The 19,555-nt window shown below is 65.4% G+C and carries 17 protein-coding genes; 7 read left to right on the forward strand and 10 right to left on the reverse strand.

Annotated features, from left to right (window positions below):
* The first annotated feature begins 19 nt into the window (after positions 1-19).
* Positions 20-1,486, forward strand: a complete 1,467-nt coding sequence (locus CCONF_RS07295; RefSeq protein WP_290222221.1) for a protein adenylyltransferase SelO — start codon at positions 20-22, stop codon at positions 1,484-1,486.
* A 131-nt stretch (positions 1,487-1,617) separates the two neighbouring features.
* On the opposite strand, the gene mqo is transcribed toward CCONF_RS07295, so the two are convergent.
* Positions 1,618-3,120 carry a malate dehydrogenase (quinone) gene (gene mqo / locus CCONF_RS07300; RefSeq protein WP_290222223.1) on the reverse strand — a complete coding sequence of 501 codons (1,503 nt, stop codon included), beginning with the start codon at positions 3,118-3,120 and terminating at the stop codon, positions 1,618-1,620.
* A gap of 222 nt (positions 3,121-3,342) precedes the next feature.
* Between mqo and CCONF_RS07305 the strand changes: the two genes are divergently transcribed.
* From CCONF_RS07305 to CCONF_RS07320, 4 genes are all read left to right on the forward strand, one after another.
* Positions 3,343-4,392, forward strand: a complete 1,050-nt coding sequence (locus CCONF_RS07305) for an alpha/beta hydrolase (RefSeq protein ID WP_290222225.1) — start codon at positions 3,343-3,345, stop codon at positions 4,390-4,392.
* An 82-nt stretch (positions 4,393-4,474) separates the two neighbouring features.
* On the forward strand, positions 4,475-5,884 hold the full coding sequence (gene mtr / locus CCONF_RS07310; RefSeq protein ID WP_290222227.1) for a mycothione reductase: 1,410 nt from the start codon (positions 4,475-4,477) through the stop codon (positions 5,882-5,884).
* A 342-nt stretch (positions 5,885-6,226) separates the two neighbouring features.
* A complete protein-coding gene (locus CCONF_RS07315; protein ID WP_290222230.1) occupies positions 6,227-6,628 on the forward strand; it encodes a hypothetical protein in 402 nt (133 codons plus the stop codon).
* 42 nt (positions 6,629-6,670) lie between these two features.
* Complete coding sequence (locus tag CCONF_RS07320) at positions 6,671-7,054, forward strand: hypothetical protein (protein WP_290222232.1); 384 nt, start codon at positions 6,671-6,673, stop codon at positions 7,052-7,054.
* A gap of 103 nt (positions 7,055-7,157) precedes the next feature.
* On the opposite strand, the gene map is transcribed toward CCONF_RS07320, so the two are convergent.
* The 5 genes from map to dxr form a co-directional block, all read right to left on the reverse strand.
* Complete coding sequence (map, locus tag CCONF_RS07325) at positions 7,158-8,027, reverse strand: type I methionyl aminopeptidase (protein ID WP_070769457.1); 870 nt, start codon at positions 8,025-8,027, stop codon at positions 7,158-7,160.
* Between the two features lie 76 nt (positions 8,028-8,103).
* Positions 8,104-9,963 carry a penicillin-binding transpeptidase domain-containing protein gene (locus CCONF_RS07330; protein ID WP_290222240.1) on the reverse strand — a complete coding sequence of 620 codons (1,860 nt, stop codon included), beginning with the start codon at positions 9,961-9,963 and terminating at the stop codon, positions 8,104-8,106.
* A gap of 74 nt (positions 9,964-10,037) precedes the next feature.
* The gene (gene ispG, locus CCONF_RS07335; RefSeq protein WP_290222241.1) at positions 10,038-11,201 is read right to left on the reverse strand and encodes a flavodoxin-dependent (E)-4-hydroxy-3-methylbut-2-enyl-diphosphate synthase; all 1,164 of its coding nucleotides are present in this window, start codon (positions 11,199-11,201) and stop codon (positions 10,038-10,040) included.
* 174 nt (positions 11,202-11,375) lie between these two features.
* Positions 11,376-12,584, reverse strand: coding sequence for a M50 family metallopeptidase (locus tag CCONF_RS07340; protein WP_290222244.1), 1,209 nt, complete (start codon positions 12,582-12,584; stop codon positions 11,376-11,378).
* A 23-nt stretch (positions 12,585-12,607) separates the two neighbouring features.
* On the reverse strand, positions 12,608-13,774 hold the full coding sequence (dxr, locus tag CCONF_RS07345) for a 1-deoxy-D-xylulose-5-phosphate reductoisomerase (protein WP_290222246.1): 1,167 nt from the start codon (positions 13,772-13,774) through the stop codon (positions 12,608-12,610).
* 164 nt (positions 13,775-13,938) lie between these two features.
* Between dxr and CCONF_RS07350 the strand changes: the two genes are divergently transcribed.
* The gene (locus CCONF_RS07350) at positions 13,939-14,382 is read left to right on the forward strand and encodes a DUF2631 domain-containing protein (protein ID WP_290222247.1); all 444 of its coding nucleotides are present in this window, start codon (positions 13,939-13,941) and stop codon (positions 14,380-14,382) included.
* Between the two features lie 91 nt (positions 14,383-14,473).
* Here the strand turns inward: CCONF_RS07350 and CCONF_RS07355 are convergent, their stop codons facing one another.
* From CCONF_RS07355 to rlmN, 3 genes are read right to left on the reverse strand one after another with little or no spacing between them, the layout of a single operon-like run.
* Positions 14,474-16,093: a hypothetical protein gene (locus tag CCONF_RS07355; RefSeq protein WP_290222248.1), complete on the reverse strand. Its 1,620-nt coding sequence runs from the start codon at positions 16,091-16,093 to the stop codon at positions 14,474-14,476.
* A complete protein-coding gene (locus CCONF_RS07360) occupies positions 16,086-16,892 on the reverse strand; it encodes an ABC transporter ATP-binding protein (protein WP_290222249.1) in 807 nt (268 codons plus the stop codon). Before CCONF_RS07360 ends, CCONF_RS07355 begins: the two co-directional genes overlap by 8 nt.
* A gap of 43 nt (positions 16,893-16,935) precedes the next feature.
* The gene (gene rlmN / locus CCONF_RS07365) at positions 16,936-18,072 is read right to left on the reverse strand and encodes a dual-specificity RNA methyltransferase RlmN (RefSeq protein WP_290222252.1); all 1,137 of its coding nucleotides are present in this window, start codon (positions 18,070-18,072) and stop codon (positions 16,936-16,938) included.
* A gap of 104 nt (positions 18,073-18,176) precedes the next feature.
* On the opposite strand from rlmN, the gene CCONF_RS07370 reads away from it, so the two are divergent.
* The gene (locus tag CCONF_RS07370) at positions 18,177-18,584 is read left to right on the forward strand and encodes a LapA family protein (protein WP_290222254.1); all 408 of its coding nucleotides are present in this window, start codon (positions 18,177-18,179) and stop codon (positions 18,582-18,584) included.
* Here CCONF_RS07370 and CCONF_RS07375 read toward each other — a convergent pair.
* A complete protein-coding gene (locus CCONF_RS07375) occupies positions 18,581-19,486 on the reverse strand; it encodes a phosphatidate cytidylyltransferase (RefSeq protein ID WP_290222256.1) in 906 nt (301 codons plus the stop codon). The genes CCONF_RS07370 and CCONF_RS07375 overlap by 4 nt on opposite strands.
* Positions 19,487-19,555: the final 69 nt, after the last annotated feature.

A 19,555-nucleotide genomic window follows, 5' to 3' on the forward strand; every position in this document is an offset into this window, starting at 1 on the left:
ATCCCATTAGGCTGGGCCCATGACCTTTGTTCTAGGCAATGGCACCGAACTAACCGCCGACTTCGCCACCGCCCTGCCCGACTTCGTGCGGGCTAGCTGGGGCGAGGAGCAGCCCGACCCGCGCCTAGTGCTGCTTAACCGGCCACTGGCACAACGGCTGGGTCTGGATCCGGACTGGTTGGCCGGCCCGGAAGGAATTGCCTTCCTGTGCGGGCGCGGCAACCCCGCGGACCAACCCCCGCGGGCGATGGCTTACGCCGGCTTCCAGTTCGGGCAGTTCAATCCGCACATGGGCGACGGGCGCGCCCTGCTGCTGGGCGAGGTCCGCGACGCCGACGGGGTCCTGCGGGATCTGCACGTCAAGGGGTCTGGCCGGACGCCGTTCTCCCGGCCGGGCGCGGACGGCCGCGCCACCCTGCCGGCCATGCTGCGCGAGTACGTTTTCTCCGAGGCCCTGCACGCCATGGGGATCCCCACCACGCGCTGCCTGGCGGTCATCTCCACCGGCCGGCCCGTGGCCCGGGAGCGCGCCCTGCCCGGCGGGATTTCCGTCCGAGTGGCAGCCAGCCACCTACGGGTGGGCACGTTTCACTACGCGCAGCTGCGCGGCCCGGAGGCCGCCCGCTCGCTGGCGGACTACGCCATCCGGCGTCACTACCCCGCCCTGGCGGATTCCTCCGAGTCCTACCGGGACCTCTTCCGCGCGGTGATGGAGACCCAGATAGCCACCGTCGTCCGCTGGCAGGAGACCGGCTTCATCCACGGCGTGATGAACACGGACAACACGACCATCTCCGGCGAGAGCATCGACTTCGGCCCCTGCGCTTTCACCGAGCGCTTCAACCCGCACGCGGTCTTTTCCTCCATCGACCGCTTCGGCCGTTATGCCTTCGGACACCAACCCAACATCCTGGGCTGGAACCTGACCCGCCTGGCCGAGTCCCTGCTTCCGATCCTGAGCGACGATGCCAACCGCGCGACCGAGATAGCCCAGCAGGAGGTCGATAGCTTCGGCGAGCGCTTCGGCGACTACGCCACCTTCTACACGCGGCGGGAGACCCTGGGCCTTTCTGACGGCGCCGCAGATGCGCTGGTACGGCGCTGGCGCGAGCTACTCGTCGAAAGCCAACCGGATCTGTGCACCTGCCACCGCGAGCTTGCCGCGGCCGCCGCCGGGGACGCTGAAGCCGCCCGGCGCCTGGCCGACGCACTGGGCGACGAAGAATGGATAAACGACTGGCTGACCGCCGGCCCGGATGCTGCGCGCCTCGACCAGCACCACCCGCGCTTTATCCCGCGGCCGCGCGCAGTCGAGCATGCCTTGGACGCCGCCGCGGACGGTGACTTCGCCCCCACCGAACGCCTGGTGGCCGCCCTGACCGACCCGGACGCGGGCGTGGACGCGCTGCCGGACAACGAGCGCGAGCTGCTCACCCAGCCCGACCCGGGCGGCCTAGAGAACTACCTGACCTACTGCGGGACCTAGCACCGCCGCATCCCAGGCCCCACTCCGTGGGCGGCCGAGCTCACCACTCGGAAAAAACACCAAGCCCCGCCGAACGGCATAGCTCCGTGGCGGGGCTTGGTGGTGAAAGAAGCCGTCTTTAGCTAGCAGGCTTAGGCCTGGTCCAGCTTCAGGGTCTTCTGGGTGAACTCCCACATCTCATCGAAGAGCTTCTGGTTCTTGGTCAGCTTCTCACCGTAGGACGGGATCATCTCGTAGATCTTCTCAGACCACTGGATCATGTGCTCACCGAAGCAGCGCTCCAACAGCTCCAGCATGACGGCCGGGGCGATCGAAGCACCCGGCGAGGCGCCGAGCAGACCGGCGATGTTGCCCTCCGGGTTGTTGATCAGGGTGGTGCCGAATTCCAGGGAGCCGAAGCGCGGGGCCGGGGCCGGCTTGATGACTTGGACGCGCTGGCCGGCCACGATGGTCTCCCAGTCGTTCGGGTCGGCGGACGGCACGTACTCGCACAGGGACTTCAGGCGGTCGTCGAAGTCCTTCATGACCTCCTGCACCAGGTACTTGGTCAGGCCGAACTCCTGGGCGGCTACGCCCAGGTAGGACGGGATGTTGTCCGGGCGGATGGACTTGAACAGGTCCAGGTTGGAGCCCTTCTTCAGGAACTTCGGGGTCCAGCCACCGTACGGGCCGAACAACAGGCCCTTCTCGCCGTCGATGACGCGGGTGTCCAGGTGCGGCACGGACATCGGCGGGGCGCCGACGCTGGCCTTGCCATAGACCTTGGCCTGGTGCTGCTGGATCAGCTCCGGGTTGGTGGCGCGCAGCCACAGGCCGGAGACCGGGAAGCCAGCGTAGCCGGCGACCTCGCGCACACCGGCCTTACGCAGCAGGCCGAGGGCGTAGCCGCCCGCGCCGACGAAGACGAACTTCGCCTTGGTCATCTGGGTATCACCGGTGTGGCGGTTCTTGGAGTAGATCTTCCACACACCACCGTCGCGCTTGAGGTCGTAGACCTCCTGGCCGTAGCGGACCTCGGTGCCGGCCGCCTTGGCGGCGGTGAGGAACTGCTTGGTCAGGGCGCCGAAGTTGACGTCGGTTCCCACGTCGGTCCAGGAGATGGCGACCTTCTGGGAGTTGAAGTCGCGGCCCTGGGCCATGAGCGGAAGCTTCTCTGCGAAAACGGAATCATCCGCGGAGAACTGCATCTCGGGGAACATGTGGTTCTGGTTGAGCAGCTCGTAGCGGCGGCGCAGGTAGTCCACCTGGATTTCGCCCTGGGCGAAGGACATGTGCGGAACTTGGTTGATGAATTCCCGCGGGTCCGTCAAGATGCCGTTGTTGAGCTGGTGGGACCAGAACTGGCGGGAGACCTGGAACTTCTCATTGATGTTCATCGCCTTGGAGGCATCAATGCGGCCGTTCTTCTCCGGGGTGTAGTTAAGCTCACACAGCGCGGAGTGACCGGTGCCGGCGTTGTTCCACGGGGAGGAGGACTCCTCGGCGGGAGCGTCAAGACGCTCGAAGACCATCTGGGTCCAGCTGGGCTCAAGTTCGCGGAGCATCGCACCCAGGGTGGCGCTCATAATGCCGGCGCCGACGAGTGCTACGTCTACCTCGTCTACTGCTTGGACGACGTTTTTTGCGGGGGACACCTTGTTACTTACCTCTTCATATTCAACATGATTGTGGTCAAAGCTTCGCAAAAGGGGCTATCCGATCCTTTCGCAGCGCAGTGCCTGGGTCACCGGCTTCGCGGCCCCAGGCAAACGCGTTGTCTACAACCCTACGCTGGTAGCCCGGCGATTTGTACTGGCGCCCCGCCGAAGGCGTGATTGAGGCGGAATTGAAGCGCAAGTGTGCCTAAAGTTGGGGGCATGAGTGTGAACCAACCCGAACACTGGCACCCAGACCGCTTGGGCGCGGGATTTTCCGCCCGCACCCTCGAGCTAGGCCCCGATCCACTGGGTGAGGGCGATCTGTGCGCCACTCTCGTCCGGTACTACCCCGGCTCGGACGGCGCCGCTGATGCTCCCGCCACCGCCCCGGAGGAAGGCCCGGAAGGGGACGAAGAGTTCACTGCCCGCCCAGCCCTTTTGTGGGTGCACGGCATGACCGACTACTTCTTCCAGGCACACGTGGCTCGCTATTTCCACGCCCGCGGCTATGCCTTCTACGCCATTGATCTACACAAATGCGGCCGCTCCCGCCGGGAGGGCCAGACGTGGCATTACGCCGCGGCGATGGAGGAATACTACGCCGACCTCGACGCGGCCTTGGAAGAAATCTGCGGCCCACACCCCGACGTCACTCCCATCGCGCACTCGACGGCGGGGGTCATCGTGCCGCTTTGGTTGGACCGGCTGCGCACGTCCCAGCCCGCCGCACACGCACGAGTGTCCTCGGCGATTTTTAACAGCCCGTGGCTCGACATCATGGGCGTGCCGAAGCCCGTGTTGCAGGCCGCCAAGCCGGTCATCAACGCCATCGGCAAGGCCTTTCCGAAGGTGGCCTTCCCCGGCGGGGGCTTGAGCGCTTTCGGCGACTCCATCCACGCCTCTCGCTACGGCGAGTGGGACTACGACATCACACTGAAGCCGCTGTCCGGACACAAGAAGTACCTGGGCTGGCTGCGCGGGGTCATTGCCGGCCAGGACCGGATCCACCAAGGGGCCATCGATATCGGCGTGCCGGGGCTGGTGCTGTGCTCGACCCGCTCGCGGCTGGGCAAGCCCTATTCGCCGGAGACGGACACGGCCGACGCCGTCGTGGATGTCTCCCAGACCGTCCGCTGGGCTCCCCGCTTGGGCAACGACATTACTGTCTGTCCGATCCTGGGCGCCCGGCACGAAGTCTTTTTGTCGCTGCCGCCTGCGCGCCGCGAGGCCTTTGAGATTAGCTCTCACTGGCTAGCACGGGCACACTAGTAGTAAAGGACTACTTTCAAGGCTCAACGAGGCCTTAATCTTCGGGCCCTACTTCCCCACCAGTTATATAAGGAGAAAATCCATGACCCAGTCCGCCGCCGCCCCGGCTGTCGACGCCCACTATGACCTCATCATCATCGGCGCCGGTTCCGGCAACTCCATCCCCACCCCGGACTTCGACGACAAGTCCATCGCCATCGTCGAATCCGGTCGCTTCGGCGGAACCTGCATGAACGTCGGTTGCATCCCGACAAAGATGTACGTCTACGCCGCCGATACCGCCTACGGCACCCGCACGGCCGACAAGCTGGGCATTCAGGCCCACGTGGACAGCGTCGACTGGGACTCTATCGTGGACCGCGTCTTCCACCAGCGCATCGATAAGATCGCCGAGGGCGGCGAGGCTTACCGCCGCGGCGACGAGACCCCGAATATTACTGTCTACGACCAGCACGCCAGTTTCGTGGGCCCCAAGACCATTCGCACCGGCCAAGGCGAGGAAGTCAAGACGATTAGCGGCGAGCAAATCATCATCGCTACCGGCTCGCGCCCGCTTATCCCCGAGGTCTACGCGAACTCCGGGGTTAGCTACCGCACCAACGAAGACATCATGCGCCTGGAGCGGCAGCCGAAGTCGCTGATTATCGTCGGCGGCGGGTTTATCGCCATGGAATTTGCCCACGTCTTCGACGGGCTGGGCACGCAGGTCACCATCGTCAACCGCTCGGAGGAACTGCTGCGCTTCCTCGACAAGGACCTGTCCACTCGTTTCAACGAGCAGGCCAAGCAGCGCTTCGAGGTCATCACCGGCGCCAACGGCACCGCCCTGCGCGAAGGCGGCGAGGGCGTCGAGCTAGAGCTGGACAATGGCCAGACCATCACCGCCGAGGAGATCCTCATCGCCACCGGCCGCGTGCCCAACGGCGACCAGATGAACCTGGACTCTGCCGGGATTGAGATGCGCGAAGACGGGCGCATTGCCGTCGACGACTACGGCCACACCACCGCGGAGGGAGTGTGGGCACTCGGCGATGTTTCCTCGCCGTACATGCTCAAGCACGTCGCGAACGCGGAGACCAAGGCCGTGCGCCACAACATCCTGCACCCGGACGACATGCGCCCGATGCCCCACGATCTGGTCCCCTCGGCTATCTTCACCCACCCGCAGATCGCCACCGTCGGGCTTACCGAGGACGCCGCGCGCGAACAGGGCTACGACGTGACCGTCAAGGTCCAAGACTACGGCGACGTGGCCTACGGCTGGGCGATGGAGGACCACACGGGAATCTGCAAGCTCATCGCGGACAAAGCCACCGGCCAGCTGCTGGGCGCGCACTACTACGGCCCGCAGGCGTCCACCCTCATCCAGCAGATGATCACCGTGATGGCCTTCGGCTTGGACGTGCGTGAGGTCGCCACGAAGCAGTATTGGATCCACCCGGCCCTGCCGGAGCTCACCGAGAACGCACTTTTGGGGCTAGATTTTTCCTAAATTTTCCCAAAAAATTCCCCCCGACCGCCGGTGTGACTACTTCACCATCCACCACAATAGTCACACCAGCATTAGCATAGCAGGGACTTTAGCCTGGATCAGTTGTCCTTAATTCAACTTACGTTTATTAAGCTTGAAGGAGACTGATAGCTCTTCCTCCCCCAAATTAGTGTGAACAGGCTGCATTTGCGCACCATATCCGTTAGCCTTCCTCTTTGACACCGGCTCCAGCCACTGTCCGGGGACCGAGTGTAATCTGGCAATCCGCTGTGATTGCCACACAACACAACAGGTTTCCACGAGGGAAGCCTTGCACATTACGACCTCTCTTAAGGATTTAATATGCGTATTCGCAAAGCAGCCATCGCTGGCGCCACTGCCGTCGCTGTAGCCTTCAGCGGCACCTCCATCGCTACCGCTGAGACCAACACCGTTGACCAGGGCGGCAACAAGATCGTCAAAGAAGACCACACCAACCTGACCACCGATGGTGCTGACCAGGACACCACCGACAAGGACTACACCCCGAGCCTGTCCTCCAAGATCAACACCGGCCTGAACCTCGAGGGTGACAAGGCAGCCGACGGCGTCTCCATCTTCGGTTCCTCCAAGGACTTCACCAACGTCCCGAACTGGGCAAAGGCTCTCTACGGCCTGCTGATCGCCGGCGGCATCGGCTCCGTGCTGGGCATGATCGTTGGCCCGCTGGACAACTTCATCAAGTACGGCCCGTTCTCCCGCTAAGACAGCACTCAGCTCAACTCGTTTCCCTGAAAGGTAACTAAAATGCGTAACTTCCGCACCGCAGCTGTTGCTGCCGCCACCGCTCTGACCGTCGCCTTCTCCGGCACCGCCATCGCCTCCGCCGAGGAATCCAGCTCCAGCTCCATCGGCTCCTCGTCCTCCCAGTGGGGCAAGGACTTGGGCGCTTGGACCGAGGGCGAGGACGGCAAGCCCGTCATCAAGGACGAAAACCAGGTCTCCGGCGTCGACCTGCTCGGCTCCGAGAAGGCAGATGATGAGGATCTTCCGGACTGGGCCGTCCTGTTCCGCGACACCACCATCGCCGGCGGCGTTCTGTCCCTGGTCGGCGGCCTGATCGCTGCTTACAACTACGCCGTGTTCAACGGCATCCTGCCGGGCCACATCTTCGACGGCCTGTTCAAGTAAAGCGTTTACTCAAATACGCTAAAGCGCCGGTCCCCTTGTGGGGCCGGCGCCTTTTTATGCCTTCTCCCCGTTCGGCGTGGGCGCCGCCGGGGAGGAAGGGTGCTTAGTTCTCGTCCGGGAGGGTGAGGATTTCGTTGCCGTCCTCGGTGATGACCAGGGTGTGCTCGAACTGGGCGGTGAACTTGCCGTCCTTGTTCTGCACGGTCCAGCCGTTGGACCAGATGTCGTAGTCCAGGGAGCCCAGGTTGATCATCGGCTCGATGGTCAGGGTCATGCCCGGCTCCAGGACGTTGCGGTAGGCCATGGAGTCGTAGTGCAGCACGACCAGTCCGTTGTGGAAGGTCGGGCCCACACCGTGGCCGGTGAAGTCCTCGACGACATTGTAGCCGAAGCGCTTGGCATAAGACTCGATGACGCGGCCGATGACGTTGACCTCACGGCCCGGCTTGGCGGCCTTGATGCCGCGCATCATCGCTTCTTTAGTACGCTCAACGAGCAGCTTGTGCTCCTCAGAGACGTTGCCGGCGAGGAAAGTGGCGTTGGTGTCGCCGTGCACGCCGTTCTTGTACGCGGTGACGTCGATGTTGACGATGTCGCCGTCGGCAATCACGGTGCTATCCGGGATGCCGTGACAGACAATCTCGTTAAGGGAAATGCAGCACGACTTCGGGAAGCCCATATACCCCAGGGTCGACGGGTAAGCGCCGTGGTCGCACATGTACTCGTGCGCCACGCGATCGACCTCGTCGGTGGTCACACCCGGAGCCACCGCCTTGCCGGCCTCCTGCAGGGCGTTGGCCGCAATCTTGGAGGCCTCACGCATGGCCTCGATAGTCTCCGGGGTCTGGACGAACGGCTCCCCAATATTTTCTTGGACCGTGTCCTTCCAGACGTATTCGGGGCGCTCGATAGACTCATCGACAGTGCGCACGGGAGTTTCTTTACCAGGTTGCAGTTTTCCGCGGTTAGTCATGCTCTCCATCGTAGTCCCCATGACGGCAAAGCAACCCGCCGGGTTCAGACGTCGTTAACGCTGCGCGCGGCGCGCGTTAGTTCTCCGCCGGGGCCGCCGGCGTGTCCGGATCCGGCTCGGCGCGGTACTGGTCCAGTTTCTGGAAGAAGCTGTCCGTCATCGCCACGGAGACCTCCGAGCCGCCGCCCAAGACCACCAACGTGGCGAAGGCGATATCATCGTCGGCGCGGTAGCCAGTGAACCAGGCGTGCGAGCCCTCGTTGATCTCGGCCTCGCCGGTCTTGCCGTGGATTTCGCCTCCGGCCTGCATGCCGGAGGCCGTACCGTTTGTCACCGTCGCCCGCATCATCTGCCGCAGCTTGTCGATGATTTCCGGGCTTGGTCCGTTGACGTCCTCACTGGCCTTAGTCTCCCGGCCCGCCAGGAGGGCCGGCACCGGCCGCTTGCCGGCCGCCACGGTCGCAGAGACCAGCGCCATGCCAAACGGGCTGGCCAGGTCGTGGCCCTGGCCGTAGCCGGCCTCGGTGCGCTCCAGCGGCTCCTCGCCCATCGGCACCGAGCCGGTGATGGTGTTTAATCCCGGCACCTCGTAGTCGATGCCCAGCCCGAAGGCCTTCGACATGTCTTTCAGCTCGCCCGGGGCCAGCTTGGTGGAGATATCAGCGAAGGTCGTGTTGCACGATTGGGCAAACGCGCGCTCCAGCGGGACATCGCCCAGCGCGAAGCCGTTGTAATTGGTCACCACGCGGCCGTAGATATCCATCGTGCCTGGGCACGGAACGATCGTGCTAGGCGCCAGGCCCTGGTGGTCAACGCCCGCCCCGGCGGTGATGATCTTGAATACCGAGCCCGGCGGGTACTGGCCCTGCAAAGCCAAATCGCCCTTCTTGTCGGCCTCGGCGGTCTGCGCGACGGCCAGGATTTCGCCCGTCGACGGGCGCATCGCCACCATCATGGCCTCCTGCCCCGCCCGGGCATCGACGGCCTCCTGGGCGGCGCGCTGGACGTCGTAGTCGATGCCCACCTTCAGCGCCGGCGCCGGCTCCGGGGCATGGCGCTCGACGTCGCTGAGGGCGGCGCCGTGCTCGTTGACCACAGAGATGCTCCAGCCGTTGTTGCCGTCCACATCATCCTGGACCAGGGAGCGCACGCGCGACATAATATCCGGCGCGAAACCGGGGTCCTTCGTCACCAGTGCCGGTTCCTCGTTAAGGCGCACCGCGTCCACCCCGGCCAGCTCTTCCTGCAGGATCTTGCCGGCGACCTCGCTGTACATCCCGACCGAATAGGTGCCGGTGTTGTCCTCCAGCGTCTTGGCCAGCTCCTTGGCGTCAATGTCGCCGACGGTCTCATCCTCGGCTTTGGCGCGAGAGACCGCGTCGGCAATCCGCGCGGCCAGCCCGCGCGGCGAGGAGGTCTTCTCCCCGTCTACCAACAGGCGGAACTCCGTGCCCGGCTTGAGCAGCTCCACCCCGTCGGAGCTGACCACCCCGGCCCGCTCGGCTTCGATGGCACGCAGCTCCAGGTGCTGATTCGCCCCCAGCTTGGGATGGATCATCGACGGCTGCCAGCGCACGGTCCATTCGTCATTGGACTTGGTCAGCGCCATCTGGGTGTCGTAGTGCAGCTGCCGATCCCGTGGCAACGTCCAGGTCACCGAGTAATCCACGGTCGCGTAGCCCGGATCGTGGCTGTTGACGCCGGCCAACTCGAAATCCACACCTTCGGCCTGCAGGCTGTCGTAGCTTTCTTGGAAGGTCTGCCGGGTGGCCTCGGCATTATCGACCAGCCCGTCTAGGGACTCCGTGTCGCCTTCCTCAAGAGCGGTGAATACCTCTTCGGCCACCGGATCGACCGACGGCGGCTTCGGCGTACAGGCCACTACCCCGGCACTACACAACGCTGTTACCCACAGCAAAGCCACCGCCTTTTTCATATGTGCAAACACTACTCGGCTAGTGGCTGCCGGCCGTGACCAACACATCTTTCGTGCCGGCCTAAGCCAATTTGTTATTTCGTGACACGTACCTCGGCCTTGGCGCCCTCGACAGCTTCCATGCCTTCTTCCTCAGCAATGCGCTGAGCTTCCTCGATGAGCGTTTCGACAATCTTGTCTTCCGGCACGGTCTTGATGACCTCGCCCTTGACGAAGATCTGGCCCTTGCCGTTGCCGGAGGCAACGCCGAGGTCGGCATCGCGTGCCTCGCCCGGGCCGTTAACCACGCAGCCCATGACGGCCACGCGCAGCGGGAACTCCATCCCGTCGAGGCCGGCGGTGACTTCCTCGGCCAGCGTGTAGACATCGACCTGGGCGCGGCCGCAGGACGGGCAGGAGACGATCTCCAGCTTGCGCGGGCGCAGGTTCAGCGACTGCAGGATCTGGTCGCCCACCTTGATCTCTTCCACCGGGTCGGCCGACAGGGACACGCGGATGGTGTCGCCAATGCCCTGGGACAGCAGCGAGCCAAAGGCCACCGAGGACTTGATGGTGCCCATGAACTTCGGGCCGGCCTCAGTAACGCCCAGGTGCAGCGGGTAGTCGGTCTGCTCGGCCAGCTGGCGGTAGGCCTCCACCATCAGCACCGGGTCGGAGTGCTTGACGGAGATGGCGATGTCGCCGAAGCCGTGCCCCTCGAAGAGGCCGGCCTCCCAGATGGCGGACTCGACCAAGGCCTCCGGGGTGGCCTTGCCGTACTTTTCCAGCAGGCGCTTGTCCAGGGAGCCGCCGTTGACGCCGATACGGATCGGGATGCCGGCGTCGCCGGCCGCCTGTGCGACCTCCTTAACGCGGCCGTCGAATTCCTTGATGTTGCCCGGGTTCACGCGCACCGCGGCACAGCCGGCTTCGATGGCCTGGAAGATGTACTTCGGCTGAAAGTGGATGTCCGCGATGACCGGGATGGGCGACTTCTTCGCGATGGTCGGCAGCGCCTCGGCGTCGATGGGCTTCGGGCACGCGACGCGCACGATGTCGCAGCCGGACGCGGTCAGCTGCGCGATCTGCTGCAGCGTGGCGTTGATGTCGTGCGTTTTGGTGTTGGTCATCGACTGGACCGAGATGGGGTGCTCCGAGCCCACACCGACGGGGCCGACGGAAAGCTGACGGGTCTTACGCCGCGGGGCCAGGGTAGGCGGCGGTCCTTCGGGGATGCCGAGACCAATAGAGGTTGACATGCACGCTCCTTGCTTGTCTGATTTGCCGGTCTGTCCTCGCCCCTCCGACAGGTGCCGCCCGCAGAGGACGGAAACCAGCTAGGAAAAGTAGGGACAGGTTGTGCGGTACTACCGATAACGCCCCCACTTTAGCACTGCCTGCCGCGCACCGACGCCTGCGCTGGGGCGGCCCGGTCAGCCGAAGAGCCGGATGGGATTGACCACGTCCGCGATGATGATGACCACGCCGACGGCCAGCAGCGCCGCCGCGATCGCATAAGTCACGGGCATGAGCTTGGTGTAGTCCGCCGGGCCGGCGGGTTGCTTGCCGGCCATGCGCCGGAAGAAGTCCCGGATCTTTTCGTAAAAGACCACCGCGATGTGGCCGCCGTCAAACGGCGGGAGCGGTATGAGATTGAACAAGGCCAGGAAGAAGTTCAGCGTCGCCAGCATCATGAAAAACGCCGCCCACAGGTCGTTTTCCACCAGTTCGCCGCCCACGCGGGAGGCGCCCACGACGGACATCGGCCCCTGCTCGTCACGCTCGGCGCCGAAGATGGAGGCCACCACGCCCGGGATCTTCGCCGGGAATTGCTTAATGCCCTCGACGGTCGCCTCCAGCATGTTCCAGGAGTAGTGCCAGGTGGCCGGCCACGCCTCCCAGAAGCCGTACTGCCGGACCGTGTCCAGCGGCTGGTTGACCAGCCCGATAGAACCGGCCTCGACCAGCTCCCCCTGCGGGTCCGGGCGCAGGACGGTGTCGAGTGCCACCTCGACGGTGCGGGCCTGACCGTCGCGCTCGATGCCCAGCTCGATGGTCTCGCCCGGCAGCTGGAGGACCTCGTCGCGAAGGGTCGTGAAATCCGGGATCTCTTCCCCGTTCAGGGTCAGGATGATGTCGCCCGGGCGCACTCCTGCCGCAGCCGCGGGGCCATCGCCCTGGCACGGCTGGATTTTCCCGGCGGCATCCGCGTCTGCACTACAGACGGTCTCGCCCACGCGCGGGCGGTAGTCCGCCTTCGGATCGGGCAGGCCCGCGGTCTGAGCGACGATGAAGAGGATCAGAAAGCCCAAGACCAGGTTCACGGCCACGCCGCCGCTGAGCACCGCGATGCGCTGCCACCACGGCTTGGTGTACATCGCGTGGGGCTTTTCCTCCTCGGTGAGGAATTCGTCCTGCGGGGTCATGCCCGCGATATCGCAGAAGCCGCCGACCGGTAGGGCGGCCAGCCCGTACTCGGTATGCCCGCGGGTAAAGCCCACCAGCTTCGGGCCGAAGCCGATGAAATAACGGCGCACCCGCATCCCAAAGGCACGGGCGGTGAGCATGTGCCCCGCCTCGTGCAGGGCGATGGTAATCCCGATGCCCAGGGCGAACAGGACTATCCCCAAGATATTGGCCATTAACAGTACCGCTTTCTAGCTGGCTAGCGGGCGTAGTGATCTACGCGCTCATTGGCGCGGGCGCGGGCCTCGCGCTCGACGGCGAGGACATCACCGACGCTTGAGGGTACACCAGCATAACCGCCGCAGTCACCTACCACTTCGCCCACGATGTCCACGATGCGCGGGAAGTGGAGCCGCCCGGCCAGAAACGCCGCGGCCGCTTCCTCGTTCGCCGCGTTGTACACCGCCGGGTGGCTGCCGCCGGTGGTCGCCACCTGGCGGGCCAGCTGCACCGCTGGGAAGGACTCATCATCCAGCGGCTCGAATTCCCACGTGTAGGCGTTGCTAAAGTCCAGCGCCGGGGCGGCATCCGGCAAGCGGTTCGGCCAGTCCAGGGCGAGGGAAATCGGCAGCTTCATCGACGGCGGGGAGGCCTGCGCCATGGTGCAGCCGTCGACGAAGGTGGCCATCGAGTGCACGATGGACTGCGGGTGCACGGTGACCTCGATGTCGGCGGCCGGCACGTCGAAGAGCAACGTCGCCTCGATGAGTTCCAAGCCCTTGTTGATGAGCGTGGCCGAGTTCAGGGTGTTCATCTGCCCCATCGACCACGTCGGGTGCTGAGCGGCCTGCTGCGGGGTCACCTCCCACATCTGCTCGCGGGTCCAGCCCCTAAACGGCCCGCCCGAGGCGGTTAGCACCAGCGAGCGCAGCTCGCCGCGCCGGCCCGCCAGCAGCGCCTGGGCCATGGCCGAGTGCTCCGAGTCCACCGGCACGATCTGTCCCTCGCGGGCGGTGTTGGTGACCAGCGTGCCGCCGGCCACCAGGGATTCCTTGTTGGCCAGCGCCAGGTAGGAGCCAGTCTCGATGGCGGCCAGGGTGGCCTTGAGCCCCAGCGAACCGACCAGGGCGTTGAGCACCGTGTCCGCGGTGACTAGGCGGGTAAGCTCCTCCGCGGAATCTGGGCCGGCGATGACCTTTCCGCCCAAGGCCTCCGAGACCTCCGCGGCGGCCTGCCGGTCGGCTACCGCGACGTGGTTAGCCGAAAGGTTGAGTTGCCGGGCCTGCTCCGCGATGGCCTGCGGGTTACTGCCGCCGGCGGCGATGCCCACGACCGCGAATTTGTCGGGGTTGGCCCGAATGACTTCCACTGCTTGGGTACCGATTGAGCCGGTAGATCCCAGGATCAGAACGCGCTTAATACTCACCCGTCCTAGAGTAGTAGCTCCGCCGGCCCCGCGCGGCGGGGGTGTTCGATCGCACGAGCCCGCGTCAATGTTCTAAAATAGGGCCCAGAAAGTTGGCCTATAGCGCCGTGCCGCGCCCCGGCCTGGGGCGTGTGCTTTAAGGCGCACACGCAAAAGGAGTGCACGTGTCTTCCCACAAGTTGGTTCCTGAGGTCCACGGCGGAGTTTCCACCGATGACGTCCCCTCGGCAGAGTTCGGCTGGTCCCGGACCCCGCATACCGGTGTTCAGGTCGCCGGCTGGATCACCGTCCTAGTCCTGCTGGGCTACAACTTCGGTAACCACCAGGGCCACGTGGAGACCATCTACCTCTTCCTCTTTGCCGCGCTGATCGCCATCGGCCTCATCATCGACCTCTTCCAGCCGAAGATGAAGCAGGTGCGCACCATCACCGCCCGCAACCAGCCGGAGGGCTACCAGGAGCTGGACTGGACCTACGAGCAGAAGACGGTCGGCGGCCCCTACGCGGAGCTGACCGACTCCCAGCTGCGCGCCCTGAACATCGAGCCTTCTCGCGTGTCCCACCTGCGCGTCGGCGAGGCCGTTCCGACCGCCCAGGTAGAGCGCTAAAAAGCACCTAGCCGCGCAAGATTAAAGCCGCCCGCCCCGTCCCGGGGCCGGCGGCTTTTTCGTGTCCTCGGCAGATAAGCCCTGCCCCGCGCTATTTCACGTAGGTGCCGACCTTGGCGTAGATTTCCGGCATCTGCTTGTCCACGCGCTTGCCGCAGATTATCCAAGCCGCCGCGTAAATCGCCGCGGGCAGGGCCACGGTCACCAGCACGCCCAGGCCGGTGAGCAGGGCCAAGGACTGACTCACCCCGATGATCATCAGGATGCCGCCGGGCGCAATCGGCAGCCAGCCGGCCAGCAGCACGACGAAGGCGCTGATAAACGCCGCGGCCTGCATGCCGGACTTGTCCGTCCAGGGGTTCGCCCCGGGCGCAGACATTGGGTACGGGTTGAAGGTGGCCATCACCATGGACAGGCCGCAGGCCGACAGCAGCAGGCCCAGGGTGGCCACGCCCACGAGCACGGTCAGCGAAGGATCGGGCTGGATGATGAGCAAGATGACGAAGAGGACGACCGCCGCGATAACACCCGGGGTTACCATGGCCAGGTGGCGGGCGTAAAGGAAAACGCGCGGGCGCACCGGTACTACCATGGTCACCCAGTTGCTGGGCCCGGCGTAGCCGAAATCGTTGGAGGCGCTAATCCCGCCCAGGACCCCGGTAATGGCCAGGAAGAACAAGCCTTCCACCCCGCGCCCGCCGAAGCTCATCGCGACGGCGAAGATGATCATCACCGGCAGGAACAGCAGCGTGGACGACAGCCGCGTATCGCGGATAAAGTAGCGCAGCACGCGCTTGTATTCCATCGCCGCCGGGCTGGCATAAGGCAGGCCCGCCAGCCGCAGCGCACCCACGCCCTGGGCCCGGGCCCCTTCCGAGGCCTGCGGCCCCGACTCGTAGGCCTGTCGGAAGCTGCGGGCGGTCTGCCGGCGCCACAGCCACAACCCCATGGCCAGAAAGACCACGGCGGCTAGCAGCTGGCCTAAAGCCTGCGCCCACTGCCCGTTGGCTACCGATGCCGCCCAGCCCATACCGGCGCCCAACGGCGTCCAGGCGGCGGCCTCACCGAAGCCGACTATCGGCAGGCCCTCGACACCCAAGTTCTGGACGGCGATGAAGCCGAAGATCAACACCACGAAGCCTACCCCGGAAATCATGGACCTCCGCGTCTTGCTGGCGCCCATCTCCTTGACCACTAGCTGCGCTCCCCCGGCAATGACCTCGGTCCACACCACCGCCAACGCCAGCGAGACGGCCTGGCCCAGGACGAAGACCACGATCATCGCGGCGGCGCCGTTGGCCGCCAGCACGAACGAGCCGGCCACCGCGAAGATGAGCGTGACCGCGGCGGCGATGAATACGCGGCTGGACCACAGCGCCACCCGCGCGAGCCCGCGCTCGGCCGTGGCCGCGTCGATGGGCAGGCCGCGCAGGTCCACCGGCCCGACCTGCCGCTCACCGGCGGGCATGAAGATGCTGACGACGATCAGCGCCGCCGTGCCGAGGGCCACGGCCCCGGTCAGGGCGTGGAAGCGGCCCGGGCCGGCGGAGACCTCCAGGCTCACGTTCAGGATCACGCTGACCAGACCGATGAGCGCGTAGAAGCCGAAAAGTACCACCATCCACGTCTGGGACGGGTTGGACTTAAAGCTGCGCGTCCACAGCGTGCGGTGCAGGGAAAACAGCGTGGCAGGCACCGAGGCCTTAGTCATCGCGACCACCCCGCAGCCAACCCAGGGATCCCTCGGCCAGGGAGCCGCCTCCGGTCAGCTCGATGAACAGGTCGGTCAGGCTACGGCCCTGGCGCACGTTATCCACGTGGCCGCAGGTGGCCACCCGGCCGCGGTGGATGACCGCGACGTGATCGCACAGCCCCTCGACCAGCTCCATCACGTGGGAGGACAAGATGACGGTCTTGCCGCCGGCCACGAACTCCCGCAGGATCGACTGGATGAGCCGGCCGGAAACCGGGTCGACGGCCTCCAGGGGCTCGTCCAACACCAGCACGTCCGGGGCGTGCAGCAGGGCGCCGGCCAGCAGGATCTTCTTGGTCATGCCGGCCGAATAATCCGCGATGTACTTGGAGCCGGCATCGGAAAGCTGCAGCGCCGCCAGCAGCTCCTCGGAGCGACTGGCTACCACGGACTCCTCCATCCCCCGCAACGCGCCCAGGTAGTAGAGGTATTCGGGGCCGCTCAGGCGGTCGAAAACCGGGGCGCCGTCCATGAGCAGCCCGACGCGGGCCACCGCCTGGTTGTGCTCGGCCCACACGTCGTGGCCGGCCAGGTAGGCCTGCCCGGTATCGGGCCGCACAAGCCCGCAGGCCATCGTCAGCATGGTGGTCTTGCCGGCGCCGTTGGGGCCCACGATGCCGTAGAGCGAACCGCGTGGGATGTCCAGGCTGAGGTTGTCCACGGCCGGGGTACCGGAAAAAGCTTTACTCAGGCCCCGCACGGCGAAGGCCTGAGTGGTCGGATCAGCGGCGAGCTGAGGAAAATTGGGCTGTGTCATGCCCGCAAGATTATCAGTCGGCTATCAGCCCCGCAGGATAAACCTAAACGCCGGCAGGCTCCTTGGCGTCGGCGGAATCCTCGTCCCGCTCCTCGGCCGCCAGCTGGCCGCAAGCCGCAGCGATCTCCTGGCCCTTGGTGTCGCGCACCGTGCACGGCACGCCCTGGGCCTGGACGCGGCGAACGAACTCATCCTGGCGCGCCTTTGGGGCCGCGTCCCACTCAGAGCCCGGCGTCGGGTTCAGCGGGATGACGTTGACATGCACCTTGGAGCCCAGCGCCTGGTGCAGCTTGCGCCCCAGCATGTCGGCGCGGAAGTCCTGGTCGTTCTTATCGCGGATGAGCGCGTACTCGATGGACACGCGCCGCGAGGTCTTGTCCACGTAGTAGCGCGCTGCGTCCAAGACTTCCTCGACCGACCAGCGGTTGTTGATCGGCACCAGGGTGTCGCGCAGCTCGTCGTCCGGGGTGTGCAACGAGACCGCCAGGGTGCAGGAGAGGTCCTCGTCCGCCAGCTTGCGGATGGCCGGGGCCACGCCAACGGTGGAGACGGTCACGTTGCGCATGGACATGCCGAAGCCGAAGGGCGCGGGCGCGGTGATCTGGCGCACCGCCTGCACGACGCGCTTGTAGTTGGCCAGCGGCTCCCCCATGCCCATAAAGACGATGTTGGACAGGCGGCCACCCTCCGCGGCCATCTCCTTGGCCGCGTTGCGGACCTGCTCGACGATTTCCGCGGTGGACAGGTTGCGGTCCAGCCCGCCCTGGCCGGTCGCGCAGAACGGGCAGGCCATGCCGCAGCCGGCCTGGGAGGAAATGCACAAGGTCGCGCGCCCCGGGTAGCGCATCAGCACCGACTCCAGCAGCGTCCCGTCGTGTAGGCGCCACAGGGACTTGGTGGTCTCCCCGTCGTCCGTGCCCGAGTGCTTGATCGGGGTCATCAGCTCCGGGAAGAGCGCGTCCTGGATGTCCTGGCGGGCGCTAGCCGGGACGTCGGTCATGTCCTCGACGTTGTTGGTGTAGTGAACGTAGTAGTGCTGGGCCAGCTGCTTCGCGCGGAACTTCGGCAGGCCGAGCTCCGCGAGCTTGGCTACGCGTTCTTCGTGGGAAAGGTCGGCGAAGTGCTTCGGCGGAAGACCACGCCGCGGGGCCGAGAAGTTAAGTTTCACAGACTGTGCCATAATGGCTCCCATTTTGGCACGTCTGCGCGCCAAGTGCCCAATCTATCGGCGCCCACGCGGCCCAGAAGTGGCGCAACCAACCCGCGACACGTTTAAATATTTATATGACACATTCCCAAAACGCAGAACCGGATTACACCGACGCCTACGCGGGCGCCGGCTCGACCAACGCTAAGGCCCCCGCCACCACCGGCGCGGGCGCAGATTCCGGTGCCCTAGAGACCACCCCGGCCACCGACGAGAAACCACAGGGCAAGGGCAAGGTCTCCGGATCCTTCGCCGCTTCTACCTGGGTCGCTCTCATCATCGGCTTCCTGCTGCTTATCCTGCTGATCGTCTTCATCATGCAGAACCAGCAGTCCGTGCCGGTCAACTTCCTCGGCTGGAGCGGCGCCTTCCCCGCCGGGATCGCCTTTTTGTTGTTTGCTATCGCCGGCGCGCTGATTATGGCGTGCGTCGGCGGCTGGCGCATGTTCGAGCTGCGCCGCCAGGTCAAGCGCGCCGGGCGCTAAGTTGCCAGGTAGGACATTGCCACCCAGGTGACCATGGCCGACGGCAGCATGCCGTCGAGCCGGTCCATCAGGCCGCCGTGGCCGGGCAGGATGGCGGACATGTCCTTGATGCCCAGCTCGCGCTTGAACTGAGACTCCACCAGGTCGCCCAGGGTCGCGCAGAAGACCAGGCCCACGCCCATGAGCGCGCCAATCCAGGCGTCGGTGTGGAGCAGGAACTTCACGCTCAGGGCGCCGGCCACGGTACCGAAGAAGATCGAGCCGGCGAAGCCTTCCCAGGATTTCTTGGGGCTCACCGCCGGTGCCATCGGATGCGAGCCAAACATCACGCCCGCAACATAGCCGCCGGTGTCCGAGGCCACCACGCACAGCATGAACGTCAGGATGGAGGCCGAGCCGCTGGCCAGCGGGGTTTCCACCCGCGAGAGCATGGCGGCAAAGGCGCCGAAGAGGGGGATCCAGGTCAGCACGAAGATGCCGACCGACATGTCCCGCATGTAGTGGATCGGCGGGCGGTGCCGCCCGTTGTGGAACAGACGACCAAACATCAGCGCCAGCACGGCCGTCACGTAGACCGCCACTAGGCCGCCGGCCTCCACGGGCCAGGAAATCCAGACCATGGCCTGCCCGCCGATGATCATCAGCGTGCGCGGCAGGTGGTAGGAATGCTCCCGCAAGCGGGTAAGCACCTCCCACATGGCCACGCCGACGGCGACAGAGACCACCGGGTACCAGGCGAGCGGGCCAACCCACACCGCGAAGATGACCAATGCCCCGAGGGCGACCCCCACCCCAGTGGCGGCCGAGAGGTTGCGTCCCGCGCCGTTCTTCGGCTTCGGCAGGTGGCGCCGAGCAGGCGCCGCTTGGGCGGGCGCGGGGTCGGGCGAAGCGGGATTGGTCACTATCGTTCCTTCAATTGGCAAAGAAGTATCGAAAGGGCAATAAAACTTGGCCCCCGCGGCAGGCTATTC

It is taken from the genome of Corynebacterium confusum (assembly GCF_030408715.1).
In the GTDB taxonomy this organism is placed as follows: domain Bacteria; phylum Actinomycetota; class Actinomycetes; order Mycobacteriales; family Mycobacteriaceae; genus Corynebacterium; species Corynebacterium confusum.

Excerpts from the sequence above, each read along its gene's own strand:
- CCONF_RS07305 (WP_290222225.1), top strand. The coding sequence starts at position 3,343 with ATGAGTGTGAACCAACCCGAACACTGGCACCCAGACCGCTTGGGCGCG.
- CCONF_RS07295 (WP_290222221.1), top strand. The coding sequence starts at position 20 with ATGACCTTTGTTCTAGGCAATGGCACCGAACTAACCGCCGACTTCGCC.
- CCONF_RS07330 (WP_290222240.1), bottom strand. The coding sequence starts at position 9,963 with ATGAAAAAGGCGGTGGCTTTGCTGTGGGTAACAGCGTTGTGTAGTGCC.
- CCONF_RS07360 (WP_290222249.1), bottom strand. The coding sequence starts at position 16,892 with ATGACACAGCCCAATTTTCCTCAGCTCGCCGCTGATCCGACCACTCAG.
- map (WP_070769457.1), bottom strand. The coding sequence starts at position 8,027 with ATGACTAACCGCGGAAAACTGCAACCTGGTAAAGAAACTCCCGTGCGC.
- CCONF_RS07355 (WP_290222248.1), bottom strand. The coding sequence starts at position 16,093 with ATGACTAAGGCCTCGGTGCCTGCCACGCTGTTTTCCCTGCACCGCACG.
- CCONF_RS07370 (WP_290222254.1), top strand. The coding sequence starts at position 18,177 with ATGACACATTCCCAAAACGCAGAACCGGATTACACCGACGCCTACGCG.
- CCONF_RS07340 (WP_290222244.1), bottom strand. The coding sequence starts at position 12,584 with ATGGCCAATATCTTGGGGATAGTCCTGTTCGCCCTGGGCATCGGGATT.
- CCONF_RS07320 (WP_290222232.1), top strand. The coding sequence starts at position 6,671 with ATGCGTAACTTCCGCACCGCAGCTGTTGCTGCCGCCACCGCTCTGACC.
- CCONF_RS07315 (WP_290222230.1), top strand. The coding sequence starts at position 6,227 with ATGCGTATTCGCAAAGCAGCCATCGCTGGCGCCACTGCCGTCGCTGTA.
- mtr (WP_290222227.1), top strand. The coding sequence starts at position 4,475 with ATGACCCAGTCCGCCGCCGCCCCGGCTGTCGACGCCCACTATGACCTC.
- ispG (WP_290222241.1), bottom strand. The coding sequence starts at position 11,201 with ATGTCAACCTCTATTGGTCTCGGCATCCCCGAAGGACCGCCGCCTACC.
- rlmN (WP_290222252.1), bottom strand. The coding sequence starts at position 18,072 with ATGGCACAGTCTGTGAAACTTAACTTCTCGGCCCCGCGGCGTGGTCTT.